General features: G+C 41.3%; 28 protein-coding genes. 23 read left to right on the top strand and 5 right to left on the bottom strand.

All coding sequences use genetic code 11. The annotated features are described in order from the left end of the window. The first annotated feature begins 6 nt into the window (after nucleotides 1–6). From J7I42_RS31465 to J7I42_RS31450, 4 genes are all read left to right on the top strand, one after another. Complete coding sequence (locus tag J7I42_RS31465; RefSeq protein ID WP_209143827.1) at nucleotides 7–288, top strand: hypothetical protein; 282 nt, start codon at nucleotides 7–9, stop codon at nucleotides 286–288. 100 nt (nucleotides 289–388) lie between these two features. Further along, nucleotides 389–1,291, top strand: a complete 903-nt coding sequence (locus J7I42_RS31460; protein ID WP_209143825.1) for a hypothetical protein — start codon at nucleotides 389–391, stop codon at nucleotides 1,289–1,291. Nucleotides 1,292–1,335: 44 nt separating this feature from the next. Then, nucleotides 1,336–2,040: a hypothetical protein gene (locus tag J7I42_RS31455; protein WP_209143823.1), complete on the top strand. Its 705-nt coding sequence runs from the start codon at nucleotides 1,336–1,338 to the stop codon at nucleotides 2,038–2,040. A gap of 48 nt (nucleotides 2,041–2,088) precedes the next feature. Continuing rightward, complete coding sequence (locus J7I42_RS31450) at nucleotides 2,089–2,376, top strand: hypothetical protein (RefSeq protein ID WP_209143821.1); 288 nt, start codon at nucleotides 2,089–2,091, stop codon at nucleotides 2,374–2,376. 319 nt (nucleotides 2,377–2,695) lie between these two features. Here the strand turns inward: J7I42_RS31450 and J7I42_RS31445 are convergent, their stop codons facing one another. Both J7I42_RS31445 and J7I42_RS31440 read right to left on the bottom strand, forming a co-directional pair. Beyond that, nucleotides 2,696–2,944, bottom strand: coding sequence for a hypothetical protein (locus J7I42_RS31445; protein ID WP_209143819.1), 249 nt, complete (start codon nucleotides 2,942–2,944; stop codon nucleotides 2,696–2,698). A gap of 467 nt (nucleotides 2,945–3,411) precedes the next feature. Beyond that, nucleotides 3,412–3,978, bottom strand: a complete 567-nt coding sequence (locus tag J7I42_RS31440) for a DsbA family protein (protein ID WP_209143817.1) — start codon at nucleotides 3,976–3,978, stop codon at nucleotides 3,412–3,414. A gap of 241 nt (nucleotides 3,979–4,219) precedes the next feature. Between J7I42_RS31440 and J7I42_RS31435 the strand changes: the two genes are divergently transcribed. Genes J7I42_RS31435 through J7I42_RS31400 form a run of 8 tightly spaced genes read left to right on the top strand, consistent with a single transcriptional unit; the run spans nucleotide 4,220 to nucleotide 9,071 of the window. Beyond that, entirely contained in the window at nucleotides 4,220–5,032 is an 813-nt protein-coding gene (locus J7I42_RS31435) for an alpha/beta fold hydrolase (RefSeq protein WP_209143815.1), read from the top strand. Between the two features lie 10 nt (nucleotides 5,033–5,042). Beyond that, on the top strand, nucleotides 5,043–6,485 hold the full coding sequence (locus tag J7I42_RS31430) for an alginate export family protein (RefSeq protein WP_209143813.1): 1,443 nt from the start codon (nucleotides 5,043–5,045) through the stop codon (nucleotides 6,483–6,485). Between the two features lie 4 nt (nucleotides 6,486–6,489). Continuing rightward, entirely contained in the window at nucleotides 6,490–6,630 is a 141-nt protein-coding gene (locus tag J7I42_RS31425) for a hypothetical protein (RefSeq protein WP_209143811.1), read from the top strand. Continuing rightward, entirely contained in the window at nucleotides 6,605–7,006 is a 402-nt protein-coding gene (locus tag J7I42_RS31420) for an MBL fold metallo-hydrolase (RefSeq protein WP_209143809.1), read from the top strand. Before J7I42_RS31425 ends, J7I42_RS31420 begins: the two co-directional genes overlap by 26 nt. After that, complete coding sequence (locus J7I42_RS31415; RefSeq protein ID WP_209143807.1) at nucleotides 6,937–7,563, top strand: MBL fold metallo-hydrolase; 627 nt, start codon at nucleotides 6,937–6,939, stop codon at nucleotides 7,561–7,563. Before J7I42_RS31420 ends, J7I42_RS31415 begins: the two co-directional genes overlap by 70 nt. Then, on the top strand, nucleotides 7,532–7,711 hold the full coding sequence (locus J7I42_RS35805) for a DoxX family protein (protein ID WP_378573150.1): 180 nt from the start codon (nucleotides 7,532–7,534) through the stop codon (nucleotides 7,709–7,711). The genes J7I42_RS31415 and J7I42_RS35805 overlap by 32 nt, the downstream gene beginning before the upstream one ends. An 11-nt stretch (nucleotides 7,712–7,722) precedes the next feature. Then, complete coding sequence (locus tag J7I42_RS31405; protein WP_209143803.1) at nucleotides 7,723–8,115, top strand: Rid family hydrolase; 393 nt, start codon at nucleotides 7,723–7,725, stop codon at nucleotides 8,113–8,115. After that, on the top strand, nucleotides 8,115–9,071 hold the full coding sequence (locus J7I42_RS31400; protein ID WP_209143801.1) for an NADP-dependent oxidoreductase: 957 nt from the start codon (nucleotides 8,115–8,117) through the stop codon (nucleotides 9,069–9,071). The genes J7I42_RS31405 and J7I42_RS31400 overlap by 1 nt, the downstream gene beginning before the upstream one ends. A gap of 114 nt (nucleotides 9,072–9,185) precedes the next feature. Here J7I42_RS31400 and J7I42_RS31395 read toward each other — a convergent pair whose 3' ends face one another. Next, nucleotides 9,186–9,926 (bottom strand): alpha/beta hydrolase, encoded by a 741-nt coding sequence (locus J7I42_RS31395; RefSeq protein ID WP_209143799.1) that lies wholly within the window; start codon nucleotides 9,924–9,926, stop codon nucleotides 9,186–9,188. Between the two features lie 271 nt (nucleotides 9,927–10,197). Here J7I42_RS31395 and J7I42_RS31390 point away from each other — a divergent pair, with 271 nt between their 5' ends. The 5 genes from J7I42_RS31390 (at nucleotide 10,198) to J7I42_RS31370 (ending at nucleotide 16,886) form a co-directional block, all read left to right on the top strand. Continuing rightward, nucleotides 10,198–12,429 carry a tetratricopeptide repeat-containing sensor histidine kinase gene (locus J7I42_RS31390; protein ID WP_209143797.1) on the top strand — a complete coding sequence of 744 codons (2,232 nt, stop codon included), beginning with the start codon at nucleotides 10,198–10,200 and terminating at the stop codon, nucleotides 12,427–12,429. A gap of 16 nt (nucleotides 12,430–12,445) precedes the next feature. Then, nucleotides 12,446–13,630, top strand: coding sequence for a sigma-54-dependent transcriptional regulator (locus tag J7I42_RS31385; protein ID WP_209143795.1), 1,185 nt, complete (start codon nucleotides 12,446–12,448; stop codon nucleotides 13,628–13,630). Between the two features lie 166 nt (nucleotides 13,631–13,796). After that, on the top strand, nucleotides 13,797–14,786 hold the full coding sequence (locus J7I42_RS31380; RefSeq protein ID WP_209143793.1) for a catalase family peroxidase: 990 nt from the start codon (nucleotides 13,797–13,799) through the stop codon (nucleotides 14,784–14,786). A gap of 25 nt (nucleotides 14,787–14,811) precedes the next feature. Continuing rightward, nucleotides 14,812–15,846, top strand: a complete 1,035-nt coding sequence (locus tag J7I42_RS31375) for an alpha/beta fold hydrolase (protein ID WP_209143791.1) — start codon at nucleotides 14,812–14,814, stop codon at nucleotides 15,844–15,846. Between the two features lie 158 nt (nucleotides 15,847–16,004). Next, nucleotides 16,005–16,886, top strand: a complete 882-nt coding sequence (locus J7I42_RS31370; RefSeq protein WP_209143789.1) for a helix-turn-helix domain-containing protein — start codon at nucleotides 16,005–16,007, stop codon at nucleotides 16,884–16,886. Here the strand turns inward: J7I42_RS31370 and J7I42_RS31365 are convergent. Then, entirely contained in the window at nucleotides 16,865–17,722 is an 858-nt protein-coding gene (locus J7I42_RS31365; protein WP_209143787.1) for a helix-turn-helix domain-containing protein, read from the bottom strand. The genes J7I42_RS31370 and J7I42_RS31365 overlap by 22 nt on opposite strands. Before the next feature lie 168 nt (nucleotides 17,723–17,890). Between J7I42_RS31365 and J7I42_RS31360 the strand changes: the two genes are divergently transcribed. The 3 genes from J7I42_RS31360 (at nucleotide 17,891) to J7I42_RS31350 (ending at nucleotide 22,122) form a co-directional block, all read left to right on the top strand. After that, entirely contained in the window at nucleotides 17,891–19,483 is a 1,593-nt protein-coding gene (locus tag J7I42_RS31360) for a sigma-54-dependent Fis family transcriptional regulator (RefSeq protein WP_209143785.1), read from the top strand. 951 nt (nucleotides 19,484–20,434) lie between these two features. Then, nucleotides 20,435–21,784, top strand: coding sequence for a Gfo/Idh/MocA family protein (locus tag J7I42_RS31355; protein ID WP_209143783.1), 1,350 nt, complete (start codon nucleotides 20,435–20,437; stop codon nucleotides 21,782–21,784). Nucleotides 21,785–21,807: 23 nt separating this feature from the next. Beyond that, complete coding sequence (locus tag J7I42_RS31350) at nucleotides 21,808–22,122, top strand: hypothetical protein (RefSeq protein WP_209143781.1); 315 nt, start codon at nucleotides 21,808–21,810, stop codon at nucleotides 22,120–22,122. Between the two features lie 103 nt (nucleotides 22,123–22,225). Here the strand turns inward: J7I42_RS31350 and J7I42_RS31345 are convergent, their stop codons facing one another. Beyond that, a complete protein-coding gene (locus J7I42_RS31345; RefSeq protein ID WP_209143779.1) occupies nucleotides 22,226–22,444 on the bottom strand; it encodes a hypothetical protein in 219 nt (72 codons plus the stop codon). A gap of 349 nt (nucleotides 22,445–22,793) precedes the next feature. Here J7I42_RS31345 and J7I42_RS31340 point away from each other — a divergent pair, with 349 nt between their 5' ends. The 3 genes from J7I42_RS31340 (at nucleotide 22,794) to J7I42_RS31330 (ending at nucleotide 26,392) form a co-directional block, all read left to right on the top strand. Continuing rightward, nucleotides 22,794–23,696: a helix-turn-helix domain-containing protein gene (locus J7I42_RS31340; protein WP_236065624.1), complete on the top strand. Its 903-nt coding sequence runs from the start codon at nucleotides 22,794–22,796 to the stop codon at nucleotides 23,694–23,696. A gap of 190 nt (nucleotides 23,697–23,886) precedes the next feature. Then, on the top strand, nucleotides 23,887–24,933 hold the full coding sequence (locus J7I42_RS31335; RefSeq protein WP_209143775.1) for an NADP-dependent oxidoreductase: 1,047 nt from the start codon (nucleotides 23,887–23,889) through the stop codon (nucleotides 24,931–24,933). Between the two features lie 163 nt (nucleotides 24,934–25,096). Continuing rightward, nucleotides 25,097–26,392: a hypothetical protein gene (locus tag J7I42_RS31330; protein WP_209143773.1), complete on the top strand. Its 1,296-nt coding sequence runs from the start codon at nucleotides 25,097–25,099 to the stop codon at nucleotides 26,390–26,392. The last annotated feature ends 181 nt before the right edge of the window (nucleotides 26,393–26,573 follow it).

Below are 26,573 nucleotides of genomic sequence, written 5' to 3'. Positions count from 1 at the left end.
CTTCCTATGGCATTAATATTTTTAGGTCAATCAACGTGTGCCCTTTGCGGTCAGCTTCTTATGCCTGGCGAACAAGTGAAAGGCTTGCCTGCAATATCTAACACAATCCATCCTTTATACAAATATTTTGACTGCGGCTTCCATTTGCAATGCTTCCAAAACTGGGATAAAAAAGAAGAAGCTTTGAATCTTATTAAAGAAGAAAAGCAAAAGTTCAAGAACTCAGAATATTTTAAGGAGATGGCTGCAAAGTATGGGATACCAAAATGGCTGGAAGAAGATGACTAATAACTCAGGACAAACGCTGATGCGTACAGGTTTGGGTGAAATAGAGGCTGAATATTTTACATTTAAGCACCGGAGACTGAAATAAATCAATACAAAGTAAATGAATCAAATTCCTGAAGATTACACCGACTTTTTATACTGGGTAAAAGAAACGACAGAATCTTTCTGGGCTAAGGAGTCTGAAGACGATGAAGATAATGAACCTGGTACAGAATGGCTGCATGACGCTAAATGGATAGGCTTGAGTGAAAATGAAATTGATGATATTGAGAAAAAGTATTCGATCAAGTTTAACCAGGAGCACCGAGCGTTTTTAAGAATTCTGCATGCAATTGATAGGAAAGAAGAAATAATGTATAAAGAATCTTTTGATGAAAATTCCCCAATAATAACTGAAAAACGTCCATTCTTCTATAACTGGTTAGAAGATGAAACAGAAATAAAGGAAAGATTTGAATGGCCATATAGAACCATATTACAGGATGTTTTAGGCGTAAATGGCGTTTGGTTACAATCCTGGGGACCATGCCCTCAAACGGATGAAGATAAAACAAGCATTTTTTTATCGTGGTTTAATAAAACACCCCGGTTACTTCCAGTTCGAGGGCATCGGTTTTCAGTAAGTGATCCAGACCTTAAAGATAAACCAGTGCTTTCGGTATGGGGCTCCGATATAATTGTGTATGGATGGAATTTCCGCCATTACTTGTTGCATGAACTTGAAGATCACCTGGGGCTTTGGGAATCGGTATATGATGAAGAAGATGAATGTTTTTATTCTGAATCCAATAAAAAAATAAAAGAAATATATGAACAGGAATATACTTTATCTAAAGAAAGAGATATCCCGTTCTGGAAAGAAATGATCATGTATTGGAGTTCTGGTTGGTATAGTTTTGGTCTGGAGTATCCCCAAAAAGATAACTCCATTAGACAGCCGATTGTTAAGGCAAATTTGCCTGATGATAAGGATAACAATCCAAAAACATTTAATAGCTTTTAGATATTTTAAGTACATAAACGGAGTCCATAAGGCAATACAGTATCATGACAGAAGAATTAAGATCAGCAATTGAGAAGCTATATCAAACATTTGCCATTTATCCATGTAAGCCAACAATGGAAGGATGCCCGTGTTGTGTTTCTGCGGCTGACAAAGAAATAATTCATTCAAAGCCATTAAAGCAGCTTGAAGAAGATGACCTTGCTAGATATGCACGCAAAGCAATGACCACTTGGGGTGATACGGAAGATTATAAGCATTATTTACCAAGAATTTTTGAACTGATGGCAACTACAGGTTTTATAGTTGACACATTCATTGTATTAGGTAAACTTGAATATGGCCAATGGAAAAATTGGCCGGAAAATGAGAAAGATGCCATAGTCTCGTTTTTACTAGCCTGGTGGCCAGATTTAGTAAAGAACAGTTCCCGTTTTGACAAAGTAACATTTGTTGAAATCTGCAAATTAACACACGACATAGATAAATTACTTAACTGCTGGACAATAAGCTTTGATGACAATAGTTTCAACAACTTCGTTGAATTGGTTTATGATTATTACAACGACCTGACCGGCAAAAGGAAAGAATTCAAGGTGTTGAACGACGAAACAATTAAAAAAATAATCGACTGGATAAAGAAAAATTCAACTGTGTTTGAAGCTGGATTTTTTCACTATGAAGGCAAGGATAAGAAATTTGCAGAAAAGGTATCGGCAACGCTTTATGTATTTGAACGAATGGCATGATGGAAAAGGAAGCCGATGAAGATTTTAAAATGTTAATATCAGTAAATAATGAAAATAAACCCAGACAATATTGTTGAAAGAATTATAAACCTTTGGGACATTGGAGTAGACGAGGAAGAAAAGGTAATAGAAATCGTTCAAACAGAATTTCAAATCTCTGAAGATTATGCAGAATCGATATTTGAGCTTATCAAAATTGGACTTTTTCGGGCACAATTAAAATCTACAGGTGCTAAATATCCCAAAAATAATTTAGATGATGATCCTTATGTAAGATCCGCATTGAAAATTGGTTTACGAAATTTAGGATATAAACCCTGGTGGAAATTTTGGTAAGTAGCTTCAATATTTACCAACAAAACCCTTTATAGATGATTTGATTGCTAACATAATTTAAGTCTATTTACCTAACGATAAGTGAGTACTGTTATATGCATAAAATTTATCTACTAATTGTTGAACAAGGTGTATACGATTAAATAATTCTTTTAATTGGTTCGACATTCTGCCGGCGGACTCCACTTAAGCGAATGGTCAGCTATGATCATTCGCTTTTTTTGTTTAAGCAAGCTCCTGATTGTCTATAATTTATCTCACCTTTTTGGATGTAAAATCGGGGTTCGAGTTTTTTTCGAGAACGATTTTTTTCTGGCTATTAATGCATAGGACTCAATAGTAAGGCTGAGTCCAGGGGTTCGATTTCTTTCTTAGGTTCAGGTTTGCAGGAATCATATTTCTGCTGGGTTTTAAATGTTTTTGCAATGCGATACAGGAAATCTAATATTATTTGTGCGTTTTCCTTGTTTACCTGAATTCCATTTCGGTTTAATATCCGAATGGCCAACTCTACAGAAACTTTCCTGGTTGAAAAATCTCTTGACCTTTCATAAAGAAGCTGTTTCATGTTATTTGATTTGAAAATGGATAATTGGAAAGTAACGGGAATAGTTTTCATTCCCCCCTCGTTCTTTGCCATGCAGGTCTTGCCTTGATAAATCCTTCGTTGTTGATGAGGATTATAGAATATCATTAATAAACATTATTCTTTTTTTTGACACATATTCTTGCAACTTATTTTGTATTATTTCAGGGAAAATGCATTTGTGCATTTTTTCTGAAATAACCAGAATACCTTTTATATAGTAATCCGGGGCGTCAATGGCGTATACCATTTTTTCATAGAAATGTTCTGTATCACTCCGAAAGTAATACATCTCGCGTATATCAAACTCGCTTGCTTTTAACCTGGATTTATTCTGCGAACAAAAAAGCTCATTTTGGGAGAGGCCATAATCAAAAGTAAATCCCCTGGAATGGAGGTCGATAACAATATCAACAATATTTGGCCTGGTTGAAAGTTCCATAATATGTTTACGATTTTGAATTGAGGAAATTGTTATTGTTTCTGTTTTCTGCACATATAAGTTTACAGGTACTATATAAGCTATCAAAGTCGTTTGGCCCATTATACCGCATGCCATTTATAAAAAAGGCAGGAGTGATGTTGACGCCGCTTTTTACGCCACTCTCAAAATCACCTATAACTTTTCGAAACACTTTTTTGTCTTCTCTCTGCAATTCATAAAGAAGCATGTCCAGTTCAATATCTTTTGCAAATTGTACCAGGGCAGAACGTGTAAAACTTCCATGATTTTCATAAAGAATATCGTGCATATACCAGAATTTATCCTGTAATGAAGCCGTTTCCGCTGCAATGGCCGCTTCAAGCGAAAGAGGATTGACATTAGGCCGGGGAAAATGCCTGAAAACAAATTTTAACTTATGACCCATTATGTCCTGTAACAATTTTATATCAGAGTAAACTTTCACGCAATCCCTGCATTGAAAATCTCCATATTGAACCAATTCTATATCAGAAGCTGGATAGCCGTAAAAGTGATCGTATTTTATGTTGAATGATGGTTTAAGCATACTCATATATCCAGGTTTGGTTGGGAGGAAATCTTACGTAGCAAAATTTAAAAAACAAGTGATAGCAGAAAATGTCTCCATGAAGGATGTTATTGTATAAATCAATATAAGACCGGTTGTCTGAAACAGGTCATCTATGATTTATGCATTATAAGCTGTAATGTTTCCATTGAAGCAGCCACTCCACAACGGCAACTTTGTAGCCTTCATTTGTAAACATGTTTCGTTCACCTTTTTAAAAAGTAATATGAAAAAAGCGACAATATGCCTGATGCTGACCATCTTAATTGGTTGTTGCATTGCCGGCTGTTCAGTGAAAGATGACAACCCATTCTACAATACGAAGACATTTGTTCTTGTTCATGGTGCATGGCAGGCGTCATATGTTTGGGAGGCTGTAAAAAAAGAACTGGAATTAAAAGGGCAGAAAGTAGTGGTTGTTGAATTGCCTGCACATGGCAATGATACTACCTCGCCTGCAACGGTGTCTGTTGATCTTTATGCAAAAACCGTTATTGCGGCGATCAATGGCATAAAAGGTAAAGTGATTCTGGTGGGCCATAGTATGGGTGGGGTGGTAGTTTCGTCAGTAGCAGAAAAAATACCTGAACGAATTCAAAAGCTTATTTACATCGGGGCATTTGTGCCTTCCAACGGTCAATCTCTGCTTGACCTTGCTTTACAAGACAAACAGTCGCACCTGGGGCCAAACCTGATCCCTTCCAAAGATCAGCTGACACTTGATGTAGCACATGATAGTATTGTTTCTATTTTTTGCCAGGATGCGCCTAAGGTTGTTCAACAACTGGTATTGGACAGGTACAGGGCCGAACCTGCTATTCCTTTTACAAATAAAGTGACATTGACGGCGGCAAATTTCGGCAAAGTCGATAAATATTATATACATACACTGATGGACCATGCAATCGGCGCCGATCTTCAGGACCAGATGGTTGCAGCCGCTAATATCACAAAACTATATTCAATAAATACCGGCCATTGTCCATTTCTTTCCCAGCCCGATGAAGTAACCAGGCTATTGCTTACTATAAGTCAGTAATGGAAAAAATATGAAAAGGATCACATTACTGTTATCAGCCTTGCTGTTTTGTTCCCGGTATGTACATGCCCAGGCACAACAGACGATCTCAGAAAAAAAGCCGGATGCATTAAAGGAACAGCCTTCATTCCGCTTATTTCGTGAAGATGAGAACTATGGGTATCTATCCAGGCGATCAGAATATAAAAAAGACTTCTGGGACCCCGTCAAATATATACCGTTGAATTCGGTACATGGCATTTTTTTATCTCTGGGCGGACAGATCAGACCGCGTTATGAATTTTTCCGCAACACAAAGTGGGGTGAAACGAGAGATGATAAGGCCGGTAGCTATAGTCAGCGTATTGCATTCTATACCGATCTGGAAATAGGAAAATATGTAAGGTTATACGGAGAACTATATCATGGTCATACCACGAGAATAACACGGCCTGTTATTACGGAAGATGATGATGCAGACTTTCACCAGGGTTTTTTAGATATGCGACTCCCCGATGGCGACCAGGAAAAACTAACACTGCGCATCGGAAGACAGGAAATGCAATACGGATCGCTCAGAATGATCTCTTCCCGTGAAACGCCTAACATCAGGCGGAGTTTTGATGCAGCCAGAGTGATGTACCGCCGGGAAAGGATAAAGATCGATGCATTCTATGGAAGCGAAGTTACTACTTCCCCGAAGGCTTTCGACAACAGTTCTTTTAAAGGTACTTTATTATGGGGGTCCTATTTGTCGCTCCCCGACAAAAAGTTCAAAGGAGGTGATGATCTTTATTATATAGGATTTCATTCGGGTAATTCTGTTTACAACGACGGAAAGGGCAGGGAGAACAGGCATAGCCTCGGAGTCAGGAGATACGGCAATATAGGCTCGGTATTCTATTTTAATACAGAAGCTATTTATCAGTTCGGGAGGCTCTATATAAATGGTAAAACGAAAAACACCTCTGCCTTTGCGCTTGAATTCGATTACCATTACAGGGATCAGCGGCGGGTTAAATTAGTAAAGGACATTGGAATAAAATTCGACTATACGAGTGGTGACAGGAAGTACAACGATGACAGGCTGCAGACATTTAACCCGCTCTATCCCAATCCCAACTATTTCGGGCCGCTTAGAATGATGACACCTATGAACCTGATGGATGTGCATCCATCCGTTACCCTTCAGGTATGGAAAAAATGGGAAGTGCTGGCTGATTGCGATTGGTTCTGGCGATCGTCACTGCAGGATGGGATCTATATTCAACCCAGGATCCTGGAAAGAAGAGGTGAAATAGCTAATGATCGTTTTATTGGCGCGCAACCCGGACATACAGTCACGGGTCAGATTAACCGCCATATCGATATCAGTGTTGAATCGGCTTATTTTATCACCGGAGCCTTTGTGAAAGCCACCGGTCTTTCCCGGAATGAGTTTTATTTCTCTAACACAGTATCATACAAATTCTAGGAAAATGAAAAAGAACGTTGAACTATTGAAACGGCAATGGATATGTTTTACCATTGGAGTACTTTCCTGCCTGGGACTTGCTGCGCAGGACCCGATCTGGGATGCGAATAAAGATCATATTGATCACAAAACAAATAGCGCCTGATGTATATGGTGTATTCCCTGAGAACGATTTTGATGATAAACCCAATGCCCCAAAGGGAACTTCGGGCGGCTTCATCGTAGGGAAGAACGGTGTATTGGTAATTGAATCGTTTTTAAATGCCGATCTGGCCGGACAGATGATTTCCCAGATCAGAAAAGTAACGCAGTTGCCTGTAAAATTCCTGGTGAATACCAGTTACCACGGCGATCATAGCTATGGTAACTACATTTTTCCCGCCGGAACCACCATCATTCAGCATAAGGCTACCGGTGAGTATGTACATCAACATTTTAATGCCGACACGGTTTGGATGATGCAGAAATTCGGCAGGGGCCGGGGAATAGAGAAAGTAGTTCCGAGAACGGCGATATCCTGATCGATACAAATCTTTCGGTTGACCTGGATGGAAGGCCGGTTCAGATCATGACCTTTGGATTTGGTCAAACACCCGGTGATCTTTATGTATGGGACGCAACTGCCAAAACACTTTGGACAGGTAATGTGATCGTTTGCCCGGAACCGGGGATACCCTGGTTGCTGGATGGCCGTCATGCGGAAGTACTGAATACTTTAAAAAAGATCCGCGACTTCCTGCCCGATGATGCGATCATTGTGCCCGGTCATTACAAGCCGATCAGGAAAAGTGAAATTGACTTCTCTATCAATTATCTACAGGCTTTGCACGACGGCGTTAAAATGGGAATTGACCAGCACCAGACGCTGGAACAGATCGTTGCTTCTCTCAAAATGGAAGAATTCAACAAAGGCTATCCTATCTGGAACTGGCTTCAGTTCCAGGTTAACATACCCAATACCTATAAAGATTTGAAAACAGGATCTGCTGTTTATCGTTGTTGGATTTTACACGCGGGTGGCTGCTCTTATTGCGCTCGCGGTGCCCATGACGGGATACCTTGTGGTTCATTGGAATGATTCATTGGCCGAAAAGGATGTTCCGTTTATGTATAGTATCTCTCTTCTGTTGATCATTGTTTGTGGTGCGGGTAAATATTCAATGGATCATTACCTGGCCAACCGGGATCTGATAAAAAATACAAAACCTTCCCGATCACTAATATAAAAAACACAATTATGAAAGTAAATAAGGAAGTACAAAGCCTGGGTATGCCATGGGAAAAGGAATATGGCTATGCGCAGGGCGTAAAAGTAGATGATACCGTATATCTTGCCGGACAGGTAGGGCACGATGAAAATGGCAACCTGGAAAATGGAATGGAGAACCAGGTGCGAAGAGCTTATGCCAACATTAAAAAACTATTAGATGGCTTTGGTTTTGCTATGGATGATGTGGTGGAAGAAGTGCTTTATGTAATGGATATGGGAAATGCGTTCATGGCCCGCGCCAAAGTAGGGAAAGAAATGTATAGCAATCCCATGCAGATACCCAGTACCCTAATACAGGTAAGCCGCCTGGCCCTGGATGGTCAACTGGTTGAAATTAAGATCATCGCAAAAAAAGCTTAATGGAAACACTAATAAAAAAATATATGAAAGCTATTCGTTTGCATGCAAAAGGAGGGGTTGAACAGATCGTTTATGAAGAGGCCCCCGTTCCCGGCCTGTCGGAAGGAGATGCCCTGGTAAGGGTGCTTGCTTCGGGCATTACCACTAATGAATTAAACTGGGGACCCACGTACGTTGATGAAAAAGGCAATAGCAGGTTGCCCACCATTCCCGGACATGAGCTTTGTGGCATTGTTGAGAATGTTTCTCCCGGAGCAACAGGAGTTGCAGTGGGCGACCACGTATATGCGCTTACTTCTTTTTTCAGGAACGGTACTGCGGCAGAATATGTTGCTGTTGAAGCCCGAAACCTTGCTCCCAAACCGTTAACGCTGAATGCGGTTCAGGCTGCAACGCTTCCCCTGGCTGCTCTTACTGCCTGGCAGGCTTTATTTGAGCATGGTGGTTTGTTGCCTGGTCAGAAAGTGCTGATCCATGGCGCTGCAGGAGGGGTTGGCAGCATTGCCGTACAGATTGCCCGCTGGCGTGGGGCAACGGTCATTGCAACCACAGATGCAGAAAGTGTTGACCTGGTAAAAAGCCTTGGAGCTCATCAGGTGATCAATTACAAATCGGAACGATTCGAGAAAGTGATCAGCGACGTGGATCTTGTGTTGGACAGTATCGGCGGCGATACGCAGGACCGTTCATGGCAGGTACTGAAAAGGGGAGGTACACTGGTGTCTATTGCGGGGGAATCAATAAAACAACCACCTGCAACATTAGGAGTGCGGGGAATATTTTTTATTGTAAAGAGTAATCGTTTGCAATTGATGGAAATTGCACTGCTCATCGATCGCGGACATATCAGGCCGGTAGTAGGCGCTGTTATTCCACTTGCCGATGCACGCAAAGCTTTTGAAATGATCTTTCAGTCCGGGAAAAAAGGAAAGATCGTGTTGCAGGTTAGTGAATGAGTAATACCCGGCGGCGTTGCTTTTGCCGCCGGGTTCCTGGTAAAAAAGATAGAAGCAACAGAAAGGCTAAAACCCATTCCTGTTCAGCCAGGCTAACGAGTAGGAGGCCAGTTCCTACCAGCCATGGTCTAAAGCCAATGAATGGCCGCGATTTTCGAATAATTTATAATCTGTAATTACGGAAGGTTTATATTTTTTTGCCGCAGCACTGCTGAGTATTGCCGGAACGATGTGGTCCTTTTCACCACCTGTAATTAAGAGCGGGCCCCTGGCAACATTATGGGTATCAACTTTTGTTTCTGAACCAAAAAAAGATGCGGTGGCTGCCTGGAAAAGAGGCCTTGCTGGAGATGGTATTGCCCATTTGTCATATATCGCCCTTGCTTCATTTTCAGGAATGGCATTCCCAAATGCATATCTGAATTGTTTGAAGGTTAGTGAAACGGCTTTTTTAAGGTTGAATGGATTGCTTAAAACAGGCCATGCGGATCTGAGGGCAGAGAACGGTAACTGCCAAATACCTTTCATGGGTGCAGGATCGATGGCGATCCCCGCTGCAGCAATCCCCCGGCTTAGCAGTATTTGTGCAATGAGTCCGCCAAAAGAATGACCGATGAGAATGGGAGGTTCATTAAGCGTGGCAATAATGGAAGCATAGCTGTCTGCAATTTCCTTTACGCCATGATTGGCAATAAGCCGGAAACGTTCTTTTGTTTCAGCAACTGTAAGGCTGTCACCGGGCCATCCGGGATTCAACGTCGGGTATCCATGCTGACGGAAGTATTCTATCCATGGCTGCCAGGAACTGGCATGAAGCCATAATCCATGGATAAATACGATCGTTCTTTTTGTCATAAGGGATTATTTTTAGGTGATAAGTGTTTGCATCATATAACTGCGTTCCAAAATTATCGAGGTTCCGCATAAACATAAATGTATCAAACCGGGTAATGATTGCTTAGATCATCGATTCCGGTACAAAAACAAAGCCTGGCCAGATGATCTGCTTATTCATTGTATGAATGAAGGGTTTTGTTGTATAAATCTCATATATCATCTTTTCAATGAGCAACCCCTGGGGAAACAGTGGCAAATCAAACTATCTTTAGCACTTAAGCACCGCCGTATGACCTCAAAGAAGCAGATTTTTTGTGTATTCCTTCTTCATCTTACCATTATCGCCGGCGGTCAAAGTATTACCCGCGAAAAGGCAAATTCGCTGCTACTACAACTCGAAAAGACGCCTGCCGATACAGGGAGGCTTAAAATACTGGTTGAACTGGGTAAGTTTCATATTTATAAACCAGGCGAAGCAAAAAGTGATCTGGACAGCGCCTTTTTCTATCTGGAGGATGCAAAAAAGTTAAATAAAAACCTGAAGAGCGAAAAATGGGATTTTGAAATTGAAAGCGTGATAGCCATTGGAACTATGGAGAAGGGTGAAGATCAGCAGGGTCACGCCCTGGTGGCAGACCTGATTAACCGCTTTAGAAAGAAAGGCGATAACGAAGCCAAGGAAGCTGAAGCCGCTTTACGTTTCAAATTTGGGATCTGGTTAAGCACAAAGGTGAAAAATTATCCGGAAGTGCTGGATAACTACAACCAGGCAATGGCTCTTTACAAAGAAACAAAAAACCAGGAGCAGGAGATCAGGGTGTTGAAAGAAACCGCCATTATCCATTTAAACCAGGGTAACCTCGATCTCGCAGAAATTGAACTGGAAGATGTGATCAGGCGATATAAAATGATCAATTATAAGCGGCTTCATTATGCGTACGATCTGTTATCGGCCGTTAACCGTTTGAAAGGCAATCTGAATAAGGCGCTGGATTATAGCCTGAAAAGTTTAGAGAGCATGGAAAATACGCACGACACGGTTTTGGCTGCCAATTTTTACGCAAGTCTTGGGCGGGTTAATCTTGAGATCGGAAACAGGCAGAAAGGAATGGAATGGTATAAAAAAGCTGTTGAAAAGTGGAGGAGTCAGGGCTTTCCAAGTTTTGCCATGTTTTATGCTGCGGGTGTTATTGTGCAGGAGCTGATTTCACAAGTCAAACCTAAAGATGGTCTTCGTTTTATATTTACGCTTTCACGGGATGTGCCACCGCTTACACAAATTCAAAAAGGATGTATTGCGCAGAATTTAGCCTATTGCTACGAGGCGCTGGGAAACTATCGGGAGGCTGAAAAACTATATTTAGAGATGATGCGGTGGTACAAGCAAACCGGTAACGATCTGGAGGCCACGCAAAGAGCGCCCTACGATATTGGAAAATTTTACCTGCATCAAAAACAATTTACAAAAGCAGGTTATTATTTGCGTAGCGCGCTTGCCTTTGATCCGCAAAAGAACGAGTTGGCCATTATAAAAGACATTCACCTGATGTTGTTTGCTGTTGATTCAGCAGAAGGGCATTTTCTGTCTGCTATCGATCATTTCAGGCAACACAAACTGTTAAACGATTCTATTTTCAATGAAAAAAAGAGCCGGCAAATAGAAGAGTTACAAATAAAATATGAAACGGTAAAAAAAGAACAGGACATCCGTTTACTGCAAAATATCAATAACAGCCAGCAGATCAGCTTACACGAAGCCGACACGGTGAAAAAATTGACATTTCTGGGCCTGGCGCTTTTGTTGGTTATTTTATTTCTATTAAATTATCAGTACCAGGTAAAGAAGCGCAACAATAAAGAGATCAAAGAAAAAAACAGCGCGTTACAACAACTGGTAAAAGAAAAAGAATGGCTTGTTAAAGAGATTCACCACAGGGTTAAAAATAATTTACAGCTTATAATAAGTTTATTCAATGCGCAATCTGAGTTCCTGGACAATCCATCAGCCATAGAGGCCATCAATAAAGCCCGGGAACGAATGCAGTCCATTGCCCTGATACATCAAAAACTGTACTTACCCAACCAGGAAAATTTGATTAATGTGGCTTCTTATCTTACGGATATGATCAGCCATTTAAAAAGCAGCCTGGCTAACGTGGCTCACATTGCATTCAATTTAGATATTAACAATATAAACCTCGATGTTTCTCAGGGTGTTCCTGTAGGACTGATATTAAACGAGGCGATCACCAATTCCATTAAACATGCCTTTCCCGAGAACAGGAAAGGCACGATCTTCGTCTCATTAAAAGATGAGGGAGAAAACCTGGTACTTACAATAAAAGACAACGGCATTGGGTTTGCTACGCAGTGTGAAACCAGTGAATGCGCCTCGTTGGGTATTCAGTTGATAAAACTATTTTCAGAACAACTGGAAGGCGCTCTTAGTATTCAAAACGACCAGGGGGCGGAGATTTCCCTGTCTTTTAAACCACAATATTTTGACAACCCTGTTGAATAGGTATAATAAATTTTTCATGGAAAGAATATTAATCGTAGAAGATGAACTGATTGTAGCAAGGGACATACGGAAGATCCTTGAGAAAGCTGGCTATAAAACCACAGGCGTTGCCCGGTCGGTAGAAGATGCCATGACGATCATTGCTGAATCAAGGCCAACATTTGTATTGGTGGATATTTTTTTGAAGGGCAAATTTACCGGCATTGATCTGGCATTACAATTAAACAAAGCCAACATACCGTTTATTTATATCTCAGCCAATTCAAATCAGGGGGTGTTGGAAGCGGCAAAAACCACCAATCCCTATGGTTTTATTGTAAAACCATTTAGGGAAAGAGATCTGCTGGTAACTCTTGACATTGCACGGTACCGTTACGAAATGCAAAGGCAATTGCAGAGCCAGGAGCTTTCCAACAGTGCAACTAAACCATTCACCGGGAACAGGAGTACAAAAATCCATCGTCATGCATATAAGGATCTGATTGGCGCCAGTGCATCGATGATCCAGGTTTATCAGTTAATTGAACAGGTGGCGCCTTTCGACACCTCTGTATTGTTGTTGGGCGAAAGTGGTACCGGCAAAGAAGTAGTAGCCAATAGTATTGTTCAGGCATCAGAACGAAAAACAAAACCTTTTATCAGGATCAATTGTGCAGCTATTCCTGCCAGCCTTATTGAAGCCGAGCTGTTTGGTTATGAAAAGGGCGCTTTTACCGGCGCCAATAAAAGCAAACCAGGTAAACTGGCATTGGCAGACGGGGGCACGATCTTACTTGATGAAATTGGCGAGATGCCCATGGACATGCAGGCAAAACTGTTGCGTGTATTGCAGGAAAAAGAGATTGAACCCATTGGCGCTACTGCTTTTATAAAAACCAATATCCGTATCATTGCCGCTACCAACAGGAATCTTGAACAGGAAGTAGGGCAAGGGCGCTTTCGACTGGATTTATATTACCGGTTACATGTGTTTCCGATCACGCTTCCGCCGTTACGCGAACGAAAGGAAGATATTCCACTATTAGTAAAACATTTCATTCAATATTATAGCAATAAACTGCAAAAAACGATCACGGGGGTTGATGAACCTGCCATGCAAAAATTGCAGCAATATAACTGGCTAGGCAATGTACGTGAACTGCAGCACCGTATAGAACGGAGCGTATTGCTGGCAAAAGACAATGTTATTCACGATATATAAAATATCACTGTAAACAGTTCTCTCGTACCTGGAAGGGTTTCATAAAAGCAGGATTGGATCGTGAAACAATGAAATTAACAAGCAATGCGATAATTGGTCTATCCATTGACCGGTTTAAATATTTCATCTTCGTGATCAATAATATTTTTTTACCAAAACAGCTTTTATGAATCGTTTTTTCCCTTTACACTATTTTTTATTCACCCTGGTTATGGGTGTAATGAATACGGCAACAGAAGCCCAAACCACTGGTGAACCAGCCTCTCCACCGCAATTGGTCGATGCACTGCATAGTGCTTTCGGCAAGCACGAAGCCCGGGCTGTACATGCAAAAGGGATTTTTTTTGAAGGCAAGTTCACACCAAACAGGGAGGCTGCGAGGCTGACTACCGCATTTCATTTGCAAAAGCAAAACAGTACTGTCATCGTTCGCTTTTCCGATTTTACCGGCATACCCGACATACCTGATAACATCGGACCTGCCAATCCGCGCGGGCTTGCCATAAAATTCAAATTTCAGGATGGCCAGACAACGGATATTGTTTCCCATAGCTTCAATGGCTTTCCCACGGCTACGTCCGACGAGTTTCGCCTGCTGCTCCTGTCCATCGGAAGCAGCGGCCAGGGGGCAGCAAAGCCAACACCGCTGGATACATTCCTGGCTGCTCATCCTGTAGCCAAATCTTTTCTTTCGAGTCAAAAGCTGCCGGCAAGCTATGCAACCATTTCATACTTCGGTGTAAACAGTTTTAAATTTACCAACAGTAAGGGACAGGTCCATTACATTCGTTACCAGATCCTTCCCGAAAAAAGTGAAGAGCTGCTGACTGCAGAGACCTATGCGCAGAAAGATAAAAATTATCTTATAGATGAGATCGGTAAACGGATCGCGGCCCAACCGGTACGCTTTAAGTTATATGCACAAATTGCAGAAGCCGGTGATGAAATAGAAAACCCCTCCATTGCATGGCCAGACAAAAGACAGAAAGTTTTATTAGGCATTATAGAGATCAGCAGGATCATTGATAATTCCACGCCGGCAGATAAAGCGCTTTCCTTTAACCCGGGTAATGTTCCCGCCGGCATCCAAACTGCCGATCCTATGCTAACCCTGCGTACTAAAGCCTACCCAATTTCGGTAAAAGAACGCCAGTAGCAACATCCATAAACAATTTCAACATATGAACAGCACCCATTTTACCATCAGTATTCCTGCGTTTTGCAGGTCAATACGGCTGCTTTATAGTTTAACTGCCGTTATGTTACTTGCTTTTTCATGTTCCAATGACAATAGAAAGATGGCTACAACAAACAGCGATAGCAATATTATAAAGACAGATACAAATAAGACAGCCGAAGGATCTTTGCCCAGGCCAGCCAATCCACCTTCCAACTTTCGTCACCAAACAACAAATGTCAATGGTATAAATATTCATTACGTTATTGGTGGAACCGGCGAACCACTGTTGTTATTGCATGGCTTTGGACAAAACTGGTTTATGTGGAACCGGTTACTTCCTGAACTGTCAAAGCACTTTACTGTTATTGCGCCAGACCTTCCCGGTGTAGGAGAATCTGATAAGCCGGAAAAGGGCTACGACAAAAAAACGATGGCTGCACATATACATGACTTAGTAAATAAACTGGGCTATCAAAAAATAAACCTGGCCGGACATGATATAGGTTTAATGGTTGCCTATGCCTATGCAGTTCAGTACCAGAATGAAGTGAAGAAACTGGCCCTGATGGACGCACTGGTGCCCGGTATTGAACCTGTTTGGAGTAACGTGCATGCTTTTGCCTGGTGGTTTGGCTTTTTTGCCTGGCCCGCGTCCGGTGAACTGGTGAAGGGAAAAGAAAACCTTTTTCTAACTAACTTCTGGCCGCAGGTAGGGCATGTACAGAATGCATTTACGAAAGAAGAAACAGATGAATTCATCAGGGCTTATTCGGTAAATGGCGCCACCACCGGCAGTTTTAATTGGTTTGGTGCTTTTTCCCAGGATGTAAAAGACAACCTGGCTTTTGCAAAACACAAATTGACTATACCGGTATTGGCTATGGGCGGAGAATTTGCGGGTAACTATATGCCGGATCATATAAAGTTAGTAGCACAAAATGTAAAAGGTGTGATCATTAAAAACAGCGGTCATTGGGTGGTACAGGAAAATACTGAGCAAACCGGCGCGGCGTTGCTCAGCTTTTTTGCCCAATAAATTCTTTAGCGCCCGGATTACATGTCCGGGCGCATTTTGATGCCTGTCGTTAAATTACGATATATCGTTATTGAGAAAAGCGGGTTAATGTAAATTGAGCTGAAAATCAGCATTTTATTTTGGGCATATAATTAGAGTATATAAAGAAAAAAACAACCATGCGTGCAACCTGTCAACCTGCCCAAAACAATATACCGACCAATAAAATTTCTTCTTTTTCTATTTGTTCTTTTCCATCGTATGAAGCAAACGCTGAAAGCCAATATTCACCTCACAGTCATCCGCACTTCCAGTTTCTGTGGATTGAAAAAGGCAAAGGGATGTTTTATATAGACACCAGTTGTGTAACTGTTGCGGAAGGAACTATTTGCTTTGTTAAACCCGGCCAGGTTCACCACCTGGTTGAGGAAGATGCCATACAAGGCTACTCCCTGTCTTTTTCGCTGGAGTTTTTGTATTCCGGAGAAACTGAATTTAGTTTATTTTATCATGCGCGGCATTTTCATGTATTTGACAGTACTACACTTCTTTCAAATGGAACGAATAATATTGTAAAAGATATCATTGGCAAAATGAACAATGAAAATCAGAAAACGACAATTTACGGGGAAGATCTTTTGCGAAGATATTTTAAGATCTTTCTGCTGTATCTGTTCCGTGAGTTTGAATGTAAAAGTAATTCAGAAACAGCAGTAAAACCCAGTCATCTTGTGCAGCGTTTTCTGCAACTGGTAGACGAGCAGTTCGTGGAGAAAAAAATGGTATCCGATTATGCCATTCAATTGTCTGTTACGCCAAATTATCTAAATGACATTACAAAACAAATTACCGGATCTACAGCAGGGCATCATATCAGACAAAGGGTGCTGAAAGAAATTCAGCGAAAAGCTATTTATACAACATCAAGCATGAAGGAAATAGCATATAGTCTTGGGTTTATTGATCCGGCTCATTTCAGCAAGTATTTCAAAAAAATTACAGGGATGAATTTTACAGAATATAAGTCGAAGTTTTTGAATTACTCAACAGCTAAGGCATGACCGTACGTTTTTTGTATGAATGCAGAAAAATTAATGCCGGTGGCTGCTTTAAAATATTTGCTGAAATGGGTTAGATCGGTAAAGCCCAGGTCGAACGCAATTTCCTTCATGCACATATTGGTATAGACAGCTTTTCGTTTTGCTTCGAGCACAATTCGTTGTTTAATATGGTATGAAGCGGAATGACCTGTAGCTTTTTTAACGACCGTATTTAAATAAGTGGGCCCTACCATTAAAGCTTCCGCATACTCAGCAACAAATTTTTTTGAGCGGAAGCTTTTTTCCAGCAACTGTTGGAACTTTTTAGCAAGCTTGTTATCGTGTTCTTCCAAAATACTGTTTTCCTCTAATTGCTTTAAAATAGTGAGTAATAAAATTTTAAAATATCCCTGCAAGATCTCCTCTTTAAAAAGATGCCCGTGTGTTTCTTCTTCATAAATGCTGTTTAACAGGCTGTTTATTCGCAGCTGCTGGCTAAGTTTCACTTGTATAAGCTGCTTCGGTAAAAACAAATCCCTGAAATGCGGGTGGTAGATCAGTGCCGGATCATATGCTATGGCCTCCTGTAGAGGTTTGTGAAGCATGAGGTAATAGCCGGAATTTTTTTCTGCATTTTCGATTGTAAACTTAGTTTGTGGCTCCAGCCAGAATAAACTTTCCGGGGCTGGTGAAACAGCATTGTCAGGTAATAGCAGGGTAGCAAAGCCCGACCTGAAAAAGAAAAGAAAAAAAAGGGGGTCAAAACTCCCGCTGTCGATTGTTACATTTTCTCTGCACTGTTCCAATGATTGTATTGTTAACCATTTTAAGCCGGGTTGGGGTTGTTCATACTTCATAGCTGCTGGTTTGTATATAAGTATGCTAATGCCATGCCTAAAAAAATATGTTGACAACCAGTTTGTTAGAAAGCCTTATTTTCCCGGCATTACGATATTTCGTAGTTTAACGGGCCGTATCTTTGCTGAGGCCTGAATATGATTTTTAATTTATTCAATTAGTTTATAATGAGGGGGGAAAATAATTATGATCACTTTTCTTCGAAGGAAAAAGATATGCTTCTTTCGTTAAGCAGGGATATTACTTCGAGCCGTAGCAAAGAAGCTATTTTAGACCTGATCAAAAATAAACTGGGCTCCGTTTTCCAGTACAACGCTGTTACCGTTTCACTGCTTCATCCGAACAAGATCAATCATGGCGCCTATCTGTATACTTTACCCGAAGAAATGATGAAGCACCCTGACTTGCCAAAAAGAGCGGCCGAGAAATATGTAGTAGATGATGGTGTTTATGATGTATTACTGGCATCTTCGGTACCGGTAACCTATGATCTGGATGAACTTATGCAAAGGGAAAAAGTTCCCGGCTATGTTGATTTTTTTTATAAAAATGGCATCAGGGAAATGGTTGCCTTTCCTATTCGCCTCGACGATGAAACTGTTGGTGGGGTATGGATACATTCTAAACAAAAAAACGCGTTTACAAAAACACAGTTGAATTTTACTGAAGTTATTTGTTCTCAGATCGCTATTGCAATTTCACATATCCGGGCATATGAAAAAATAGAAAGCCAGTTAGCCGAAATTGAAAAATATAAAGCCACATTAGAGCAGGAGAATGTGCTTTTACATCAGCAAATTCAAAATATTTCTGCACACTCATTCATTATCGGCTCCAGTGAATCCTGGAATAATGTATTTGAATTGATCGCTCATGTTGCTGCTTCAGATAGTACCGTATTGCTATACGGAGAAACAGGCACGGGGAAAGAGTTGGTTGCCCGAGCAATTCATGAAGGGTCTTTATGCAAAGGAAAGCAGATGATAAAAGTGAATTGCGCAACCCTTCCTTCCTCACTTATCGAAAGTGAGTTATTCGGGCACGAAAAAGGAAGCTTTACCGGGGCTACAGAAAAGCGTATCGGGAAATTTGAACTGGCGCATAACAGTACTTTAATGCTCGATGAGATCAGCGAATTGCCATTGGAACTTCAGGCAAAATTATTGAGAGCCATTCAGGAAAAGGAGATCGAACGGGTAGGTGGTAATACCCTCATTAAAATTAATGTCCGTATTATAGCAGCTACCAACCGTAATCTTCAAAATGAAATAGATACCGGAAGATTCAGAATGGACCTGTTCTACAGATTAAATGTATTTCCAATAAATCTTCCGCCTTTGAGGGAGCGCAAAGAAGACATTCCCCTTTTTGTCGCTCATTTTATGAAAGAGTTTTCTGCCAAATGCCGTAAAAAGGTCATCAACATTTCGCAAAAAGCTTTAGATCAAATGATGGCATACGACTGGCCGGGAAATGTAAGACAACTGGAGCACTTAATTGAAAGAGCGGTTTTGCTGACTAATGGAAATACTATAAAAGAAGTGAATTTACCAATAACAGAGGTGAAAAGTATCAATAAACGTCAGTTTAAAGAGGTGCAAACTCTTGACGAAGTAGAGCGTGATTATATTTTATTTGTTTTGAAGAAAACCAACGGAAAAGTACATGGTCCTGGCGGTGCTGCTGAATTATTGAAAATTCCTTCCACCACATTGGCTTCTAAAATGAAAAGGCTCGGCATTCTGAAGATTCATATGTGAATAGTCTTACCCCCGAATATTTCAATTTTGTCCCTTTCTTAAAGTTTCATATTGATATTTCAATCCCTTTCCCTTTCTGTATCGGAAAGATAATGGCTTGTCGAAGATAGCTGCCATTCAAGCGAGCGGATTGCGAGGCTTGTTAACCTCGCGCACAAATCCGGCGGGATACCAAAGCAGCAACAGAAGAAGATTTTTTAAAGACCAACCTCAAATTGTAAAAAAGGCACCTTCAATGATCAAAGTCCGTTGTTGGAGGATGCAACTTAAAAGGGCACATTCAATAAATCTGCTAAATTTGAAAAAGACGAGTTATTCTATGTTAAATGAAGTAAGATTAAGGAGAATTTAGCCATTTTGATCGACCATCACTCGACTAAAAAATGCGGCACCGATTTTCAATTAATTTTACGGATCCGATGAATCTGCTCGGAACCTCAAAATCAAAGATCGCATAATCGCGGGAGTGCTTCCTAAGCAACAAAAGCACTTGATATTACAGGATGATGATATGCGAATTTGAAACATTTTACAGAATAGATAACTTAAAGTATTGATTTTAAGCAGTTTTTATCAATTTTATAAAATTAAGGAGATCGTTAAGTGATTCGATAGAACTGCGGTCACCTCCACGAAATTGTAAAACCCGCTGTTGTAGCGGGTTTTTGCGTTTTAGGATGGTTATAATTGTTCTTTCATCTTGAAAGTTAATGCTCTGTGAAGAGTTCTTCATCGTGTAACGGGATCGATAGCGTCCGTTTTTAGAGTAAAATGTTATAGAAGCCCTTCCTTGTACTTCTGTTATTGTCAGACCGGCCGATCTGCTAAAAGATTATATTGTAGCTGGCCTTGCGAATGATGACCAACTGCTCCCCGCTATTGAAAAGAAGCGCAGGATAGAACTGGCCATTGTGCCGGGGCATTTCAGAAACATAAAAATAAAGAACTACAATGCGTAAAGAGATGAAATCATCCCGTAGAAAGTTTATAAAAAATATGGCAGGCACTGCGGCAGCGCTGACAGCAGGGAGTATTTCCAGCAGCTTTACAGCCAAAAGTTATCGCAGAATTATCGGTGCTAACGACACAGTTCACATGGCCGTGATTGGCTGCAATGGTCGTGGCGCAGGTATGGCCGCTATCTTTGCCAAACAGCCGCTTACCGATGTGTTGTACATGTGCGATGTGGAAGAAAAGGCCTGTCAGAAAGGAATCGATGCGGTTGTAAAAGCAGGGAAGCAGGCGCCCAAGGGCGAGAATGATTTTCGCAAGATGCTCCTCGACAAAAAAGTAGATGCTGTTTACATTGCCACGCCCGACCACTGGCATGCGCCTGCCTCCATTTTAAGCTGCGCTGCAGGTAAACACGTGTATTGTGAAAAACCACTTTCGCACAATCCCCGTGAAGGCGAACTCGCTGTTGCTGCAGCTGCTAAGTATAAACGGATCTTTCAGGTGGGCACCCAAAGAAGGTCCTGGAAATTGCTTTCTGAAGGTATTGAGCAGTTGCACGCAGGCGCTATTGGGAAGATCTATATGGTCAAATGCTGGTATACCAATAACAGGAAATCCATTGGTATAGGTAAACAAACGGCGGTAATGCCCGGACTGGATTACGACCTTTGGCAGGGCCCTGCTCCCCGCAAACCATACCAGGACAACCTGATCCATTACAATTGGCATTGGTTCTGGCATTGGGGCACAGGAGAAGCTTTAAATAATGGTACGCATGAAATTGATGTGGCACGTTGGGGGCTGGGACTTGATTTTCCGTTATCGGTGAACTCTACCGGTGGCCGCTATTTCTTTACCGATGATTGGCAAACGCCCGATACGCAGCTCATTACTTATCAATGTAAGGAGGCAACTGTTTTATGGGAGGGAAGAAGCTGCAGTCCTTACAAGGTACAGGATACCGACCGTGGGGTGTTGTTTTATGGTACCAAAGGGGGGATGCTCACGGGTCATGATGGTTACACTATCTTTGATGAAAAAGGAAATGTGCTGAAAGAAATAAAATCAAATGCAGTTGTTGATGGCCGTAATACCGCCAGTCCAAATGAAGGGCTCGACGCAGTACATATTGACAATTTTTTAAACGCCATCAGGCAGAGCACTCCTGTCAATGCAGATGTTACTAAGGGATTTAAAAGCACGTTGTGGGTGCAGTTAGGCAATATTGCACAGCGGGTGGGGCATACTCTGCATATCGACCAGCAAAATGGTCATATTCTGCAGGATAAAGATGCGATGAAATTATGGGGGCGCGAGTATGAACCTGGCTGGGAGCCGAAGGTATAGGAAGTAAATCCAAAATTACCTATATGTCATCAAGGAGAAACTTTATTCAACTGACCTCGCTGGGGCTTGCAACTGCTGCCATGCAGGTCCCTTTGGCAGGCATGGCTGCATCAGCAGCGCAGAAAAAGCCCCAATTGTCCCTTGGTATTGCGGGATATACTTTTACTAAAATTGAGATGGCGTCTGCCATTACAATGATGAAGCGGCTGGATATTTCCAATCTGTCCCTTAAGGATGTTTATCTCCCATTATCAAGCAGAGATGAAAAGATCCACTCGGTGGTGAGCCAGTTTCAACAAAGCGGGATCAATATCCACAAGAGAGAATTCAAAGTCTGACGAGCGCCAACTAACTTTAGGGGTAAGCAGGAAATTGAGTGATTATAAATGAAGCATGCTCAAAGTAGCCTAAGTATATCCTTCTATTTCCGTACTCATCGGTTCACCACTTTATTTCCCATTGCGATTGGTCGTTCACAAAATACACCAGGCCATTGCTCATGTGATGTAGTGTTTTCCCTTCCGCAGGTTTTTCACTTTTTACTTCATACACTCGTATCCCATTGTTTTCCCGCGTGAGGTAATTAATTAAGGCTGGAACAGTGGGTGAAATTTCATGAAGCCACTGTTCATCATGCTCCTTTACGAATGCCTGGCTCATAATTAAATATTTTTAATTTTTTGTTCAACAGTGGTTGGTCCAATTGTGTTTACCCTTTATAATGGACTATATTTTCTTCCAACTACCCCTTATATTTTTATGCCTTGCAAAAATTGCGCCTGGTGCAGATATAAGTAAAGGTTTTTACGTCCGGTTTTGCACCTTGCACAAATTCTGGGACATAATCGTTCCTGTACTGCACACCATTTTAGACCCAGATCAACTTTAAACAAGCTGCCGGGCATTCTGGCTACACTTTTTACAGATTCGGATAATTTTTCATGGCTGTCTTTACTGACCTTTGTACTCAGAAAGGTTATCGCAGTATTAACATTAATTAGCCTAAGTCATGAAAGCTATATCGCCGCCTGTCATTTATAAAAGTATCTCCGAGTTAATGCGGGATATGAATATGCCTGAACCCAAGCATCCTTTGATAGCGTTGGTGAACAACAATGTAAATCGAAACAGCCCAAAGGGTGAACATAAATTGCTGATTGATTTTTATAAAGTCTCTTTTAAAAAAGATTTTAAAGGCGAGGTAAAATATGGACAAGGCTATTATGACTTTGAGGCAGGTGGCCTTGCTTTTTTAGCTCCCAATCAACTGCTGACAACGTCGGGTGGGGAAAGCTGCTACGACGGTTATACGCTTTATTTTCATTCCGACCTCATCCGAAATTATCAGTTGGGAAGGAATATGCATCAGTATGGTTTCTTCTCTTATTCGGTAAGCGAGGCGTTATTCCTTTCAGAAAAAGAGAAAAATATAATTACCGGCTTGTTTGAAAATATTGCAGCCGAGTTGGATAATAATATTGATGCTTTTAGCCAGGATGTATTGGTTTCGCAGATTGAATTGCTGCTTAATTACAGTAACCGTTTTTATAATCGGCAATTCCTTACCCGCAAGACAGTTAATCATGACATAATCAGTCAAATGGATGCTTTCCTGGCAAATCGTTTTGCTGACAAGCAGGGTGGAATACCGACGGTACTTGAAGTAGCCCGGCATCTTGAAGTTTCACCAAGGTACCTAACAGATATGCTCAAGTCATTAACCGGACAAAGTACCCAGCAGCATATTCATGACCGATTAATTGAAAAGGCTAAATTGATCTTAAGCACAACCCGGCTCAATATTTCAGAAATCGCTTACCAACTGGGTTTTGAGCATCCGCAATCATTTAATAAGCTATTTAAGCGCTATACTAATCTTTCACCAAACGTCTTTAGAAAGTCTTTTAATTGACGACTGAATGGAAGTTTTCCATTTGTTGTTAAAAAGCACTGAATGCATTTTAAGAATCCGGTGTAGCAGTAATAAGCACTATTATACTTCTCCAACGCTATCCATAGCAGATACCGAGGCTTTATGCCGGTCCTTGGTATTCTAACAGCCAGCCTGAGTCGTAAGAATTACAAAATAAAATCTCAATAAAATGAATCAAGTTGAAAAAAATGTGAACAAGCGTGAACCTGCGCTGTTGATGAAGGCGATCCGGATGCACGAATTCGGAAGCCCCGAGGTATTACGTTATGAAGAAGTTCCCCTTCCGGCGCTGAAGCCCGGCGAGCTGCTTGTTCGCGTTCGTGCGGTAGGCGTCAATCCGCCTGATTGGTACCTGCGAGACGGGTATAAGGTACTTCCTCCCGATTGGAAGCCTTCAGTGCTCTTTCCTGTTATTCCGGGTTCGGATGTGTCGGGTGTGGTAGAGGCCATTGCCGGGGATGTGCAGGGATTTTCTGTCGGTGATGAAGTTTTCGGTATGATCCGCTTTCCCAGCTTTGGGGGAAGTGCTGCGTATGCTGAGTATGTAACTGCGCCAGCCTCGGACTTTGTACACAAGCCGGCCGGTGTTGATCATGTGCACGCTGCTGGGTTGCCGATGGCAGCTCTCACCGCTTGGCAGTACCTTATTGAGGTAGGCCACAATTTGCCGAACCCACTTCAACCGGAAATGCACCACCCGGTGCCCCTTAGTGGTAAGACAATACTCATAAATGGTGCTGCGGGTGGTGTGGGGCACTTTGCAGTGCAACTTGCAAAGTGGAAGGGTGCGCACGTTATTGCGGTGGCATCAGGTAAGCATAAGTCATTCCTGAACAACCTGGGTGCCGACGAGTTCATCGATTATACAAAGCACCCTCCCGAAGATGTTGCGCATGAGGTTGATCTTGTTCTCGATACTCTTGGTGGTCCTACTACCGGCCGTTTCCTGCGTACGCTCAAACAAGGCGGCGCTTTGTTTCCTGTGTTCTTTGGCTTCTCCAATGCAGACGAAGCCGCGAAACGGGGTATAACCGTTTCAATGACACAGGTGCACTGGAACGGCTTGCAGCTTGCAGAACTGGGGCGCTTACTCGATAACGGCACAATTCAGGTTGCTATCGACAGTACGTTCCCGCTTGCCGATACCCGGTTAGCGCACGAACGGGCCGTTCGTGGACATATCCAAGGCAAGATCGTGCTTACAATTCCTTCATAATTAAATAGGGGTCTTAGTGATGGCGGCCCGGCTGTAGCGGGGCTGCTATCTCATTTTTTTATTATCCGATAATCTTCAATATACTTACATCCAATTATTGTATATTTAACCAACGCCATTAGGGCCGGGGAATGGTTCAGATATCCTGCATATATTTATACATATGACCCGCCTAATAATATTTATACTATCCCTGGCAACAACTACAAGAGTAATTGCACAAAGTAAAAATTTTATAACTACAGACATTGACAATTTCTGGGCTGCTTACGATAAAATAAGTTCAACAAATGATAGTATTCAGCAATATGTTTATTTAAAAGAGTTATACTTTGATAAAGCAACCGCCGGCCTCAAAAGCTTATTACAGGTACGGAATTACTCCGACAAGGAATTTATTGGTGCAATCAATAGTTACCCAAAATTTTGGACGTCCATAAGGAAAAATACACTTACAGTTAAAGAACATTATTCAGAAATTGAATCATCAATTGAAAACCTCAGAACTGTTTATCCTTCATTAAAGCCTTCAACCATATATTTTGCTATCGGAGCATTTCGTACAGGTGGTACAACACAAGACGACAGGGTCATGATAGCTTGTGAACTGTCTTTTGCTGATAAATCAGTTTTCATAGATGAACTTCCAGCCTGGCTACAGCCTTTTTACCGACTATATGACCCCATCAATGACATCACTCTGCTATGTACCCACGAATATGTACATACCCAACAAAAAGCCGTGGTGAATAATTTACTCTGCAATTCTTTAAGAGAAGGGGTTGCTGAATTTGTATCCTGTTTAGTAACAGATAAACCCTCAAACACACCATCCTTTGAATTTGCCAGTAAAAATGAGGAGTTAGTCAGGAAAAAATTTATAGATGATGTATTTATTCCATCCCGAATGTATAACTGGATTTGGGGAGAGAATAAGAATGAATTAAAAGAAAGAGATTTGGGCTACTATATTGGCTACAGGATTTGTGAGAATTATTATAACAAGGCGAAAAATAAACAACAAGCCATCAACGATTTGATTGAACTTGACTATTCAAATGAGAAATCCGTGGAAACGATAATAGATAGATCAGGCTTTTTCAACAAAACAATAAAGCAGTTGAACAAAAGCTATGACAAATCGAGACCTAAAATAACCAATATAGAGCAGTTTAAAAATGGAAGCGTGCATATAAGCCCCAATCTCAAAAGAATAACGCTTCATTTCTCAACAGAAATGAATAAAAACCGAAGAGGCTTTGACTATGGGCCTTTGGGAGGAAACAACGTATTGCTGGTAAAAAAAGCAATTGGTTTTTCAGAAGATGGCAAATCATTCACATTTGAGGTTGAATTGAAACCTAATACCCGGTATCAATCACTTGTAACAAACAACTTTGTATCAATAAATGGAGTCCCATTAAAACCATTTTTAATTGACATAAGAACCACAAAGTAGAAAAAATCAAACAGCTATTGAGCAAGGGTAATATTGATCCTGTACAATCTGTTTTCCCTGTAATTCTTTCGATTATTTTTCCAAGGATAATATAGTCGGCATTATTATAATCGAACCGGGTACCCGGTCTGCTAACCAATGTGTCACTGCAATAGCTATGTTATCAGTATTCTTTAACCCT

It is taken from the genome of Niastella soli, assembly GCF_017742245.1.
GTDB lineage: Bacteria > Bacteroidota > Bacteroidia > Chitinophagales > Chitinophagaceae > Niastella > Niastella soli.
The sequence above is the reverse complement of the archived record's forward strand: the minus strand, read 5'-3'. Positions and strand labels throughout refer to the sequence as shown.

Coding starts and splice junctions, on each gene's coding strand:
- J7I42_RS31465 (WP_209143827.1), top strand. CDS start 7: ATGGCATTAATATTTTTAGGTCAATCAACGTGTGCCCTTTGCGGTCAG.
- J7I42_RS31460 (WP_209143825.1), top strand. CDS start 389: ATGAATCAAATTCCTGAAGATTACACCGACTTTTTATACTGGGTAAAA.
- J7I42_RS31455 (WP_209143823.1), top strand. CDS start 1,336: ATGACAGAAGAATTAAGATCAGCAATTGAGAAGCTATATCAAACATTT.
- J7I42_RS31450 (WP_209143821.1), top strand. CDS start 2,089: ATGAAAATAAACCCAGACAATATTGTTGAAAGAATTATAAACCTTTGG.
- J7I42_RS31445 (WP_209143819.1), bottom strand. CDS start 2,944: ATGAAACAGCTTCTTTATGAAAGGTCAAGAGATTTTTCAACCAGGAAA.
- J7I42_RS31440 (WP_209143817.1), bottom strand. CDS start 3,978: ATGAGTATGCTTAAACCATCATTCAACATAAAATACGATCACTTTTAC.
- J7I42_RS31435 (WP_209143815.1), top strand. CDS start 4,220: ATGAAAAAAGCGACAATATGCCTGATGCTGACCATCTTAATTGGTTGT.
- J7I42_RS31430 (WP_209143813.1), top strand. CDS start 5,043: ATGAAAAGGATCACATTACTGTTATCAGCCTTGCTGTTTTGTTCCCGG.
- J7I42_RS31425 (WP_209143811.1), top strand. CDS start 6,490: ATGAAAAAGAACGTTGAACTATTGAAACGGCAATGGATATGTTTTACC.
- J7I42_RS35805 (WP_378573150.1), top strand. CDS start 7,532: ATGACGGGATACCTTGTGGTTCATTGGAATGATTCATTGGCCGAAAAG.
- J7I42_RS31405 (WP_209143803.1), top strand. CDS start 7,723: ATGAAAGTAAATAAGGAAGTACAAAGCCTGGGTATGCCATGGGAAAAG.
- J7I42_RS31400 (WP_209143801.1), top strand. CDS start 8,115: ATGGAAACACTAATAAAAAAATATATGAAAGCTATTCGTTTGCATGCA.
- J7I42_RS31395 (WP_209143799.1), bottom strand. CDS start 9,926: ATGACAAAAAGAACGATCGTATTTATCCATGGATTATGGCTTCATGCC.
- J7I42_RS31390 (WP_209143797.1), top strand. CDS start 10,198: ATGACCTCAAAGAAGCAGATTTTTTGTGTATTCCTTCTTCATCTTACC.
- J7I42_RS31385 (WP_209143795.1), top strand. CDS start 12,446: ATGGAAAGAATATTAATCGTAGAAGATGAACTGATTGTAGCAAGGGAC.
- J7I42_RS31380 (WP_209143793.1), top strand. CDS start 13,797: ATGAATCGTTTTTTCCCTTTACACTATTTTTTATTCACCCTGGTTATG.
- J7I42_RS31375 (WP_209143791.1), top strand. CDS start 14,812: ATGAACAGCACCCATTTTACCATCAGTATTCCTGCGTTTTGCAGGTCA.
- J7I42_RS31370 (WP_209143789.1), top strand. CDS start 16,005: ATGCGTGCAACCTGTCAACCTGCCCAAAACAATATACCGACCAATAAA.
- J7I42_RS31365 (WP_209143787.1), bottom strand. CDS start 17,722: ATGAAGTATGAACAACCCCAACCCGGCTTAAAATGGTTAACAATACAA.
- J7I42_RS31360 (WP_209143785.1), top strand. CDS start 17,891: ATGAGGGGGGAAAATAATTATGATCACTTTTCTTCGAAGGAAAAAGAT.
- J7I42_RS31355 (WP_209143783.1), top strand. CDS start 20,435: ATGCGTAAAGAGATGAAATCATCCCGTAGAAAGTTTATAAAAAATATG.
- J7I42_RS31350 (WP_209143781.1), top strand. CDS start 21,808: ATGTCATCAAGGAGAAACTTTATTCAACTGACCTCGCTGGGGCTTGCA.
- J7I42_RS31345 (WP_209143779.1), bottom strand. CDS start 22,444: ATGAGCCAGGCATTCGTAAAGGAGCATGATGAACAGTGGCTTCATGAA.
- J7I42_RS31340 (WP_236065624.1), top strand. CDS start 22,794: ATGAAAGCTATATCGCCGCCTGTCATTTATAAAAGTATCTCCGAGTTA.
- J7I42_RS31335 (WP_209143775.1), top strand. CDS start 23,887: ATGAATCAAGTTGAAAAAAATGTGAACAAGCGTGAACCTGCGCTGTTG.
- J7I42_RS31330 (WP_209143773.1), top strand. CDS start 25,097: ATGACCCGCCTAATAATATTTATACTATCCCTGGCAACAACTACAAGA.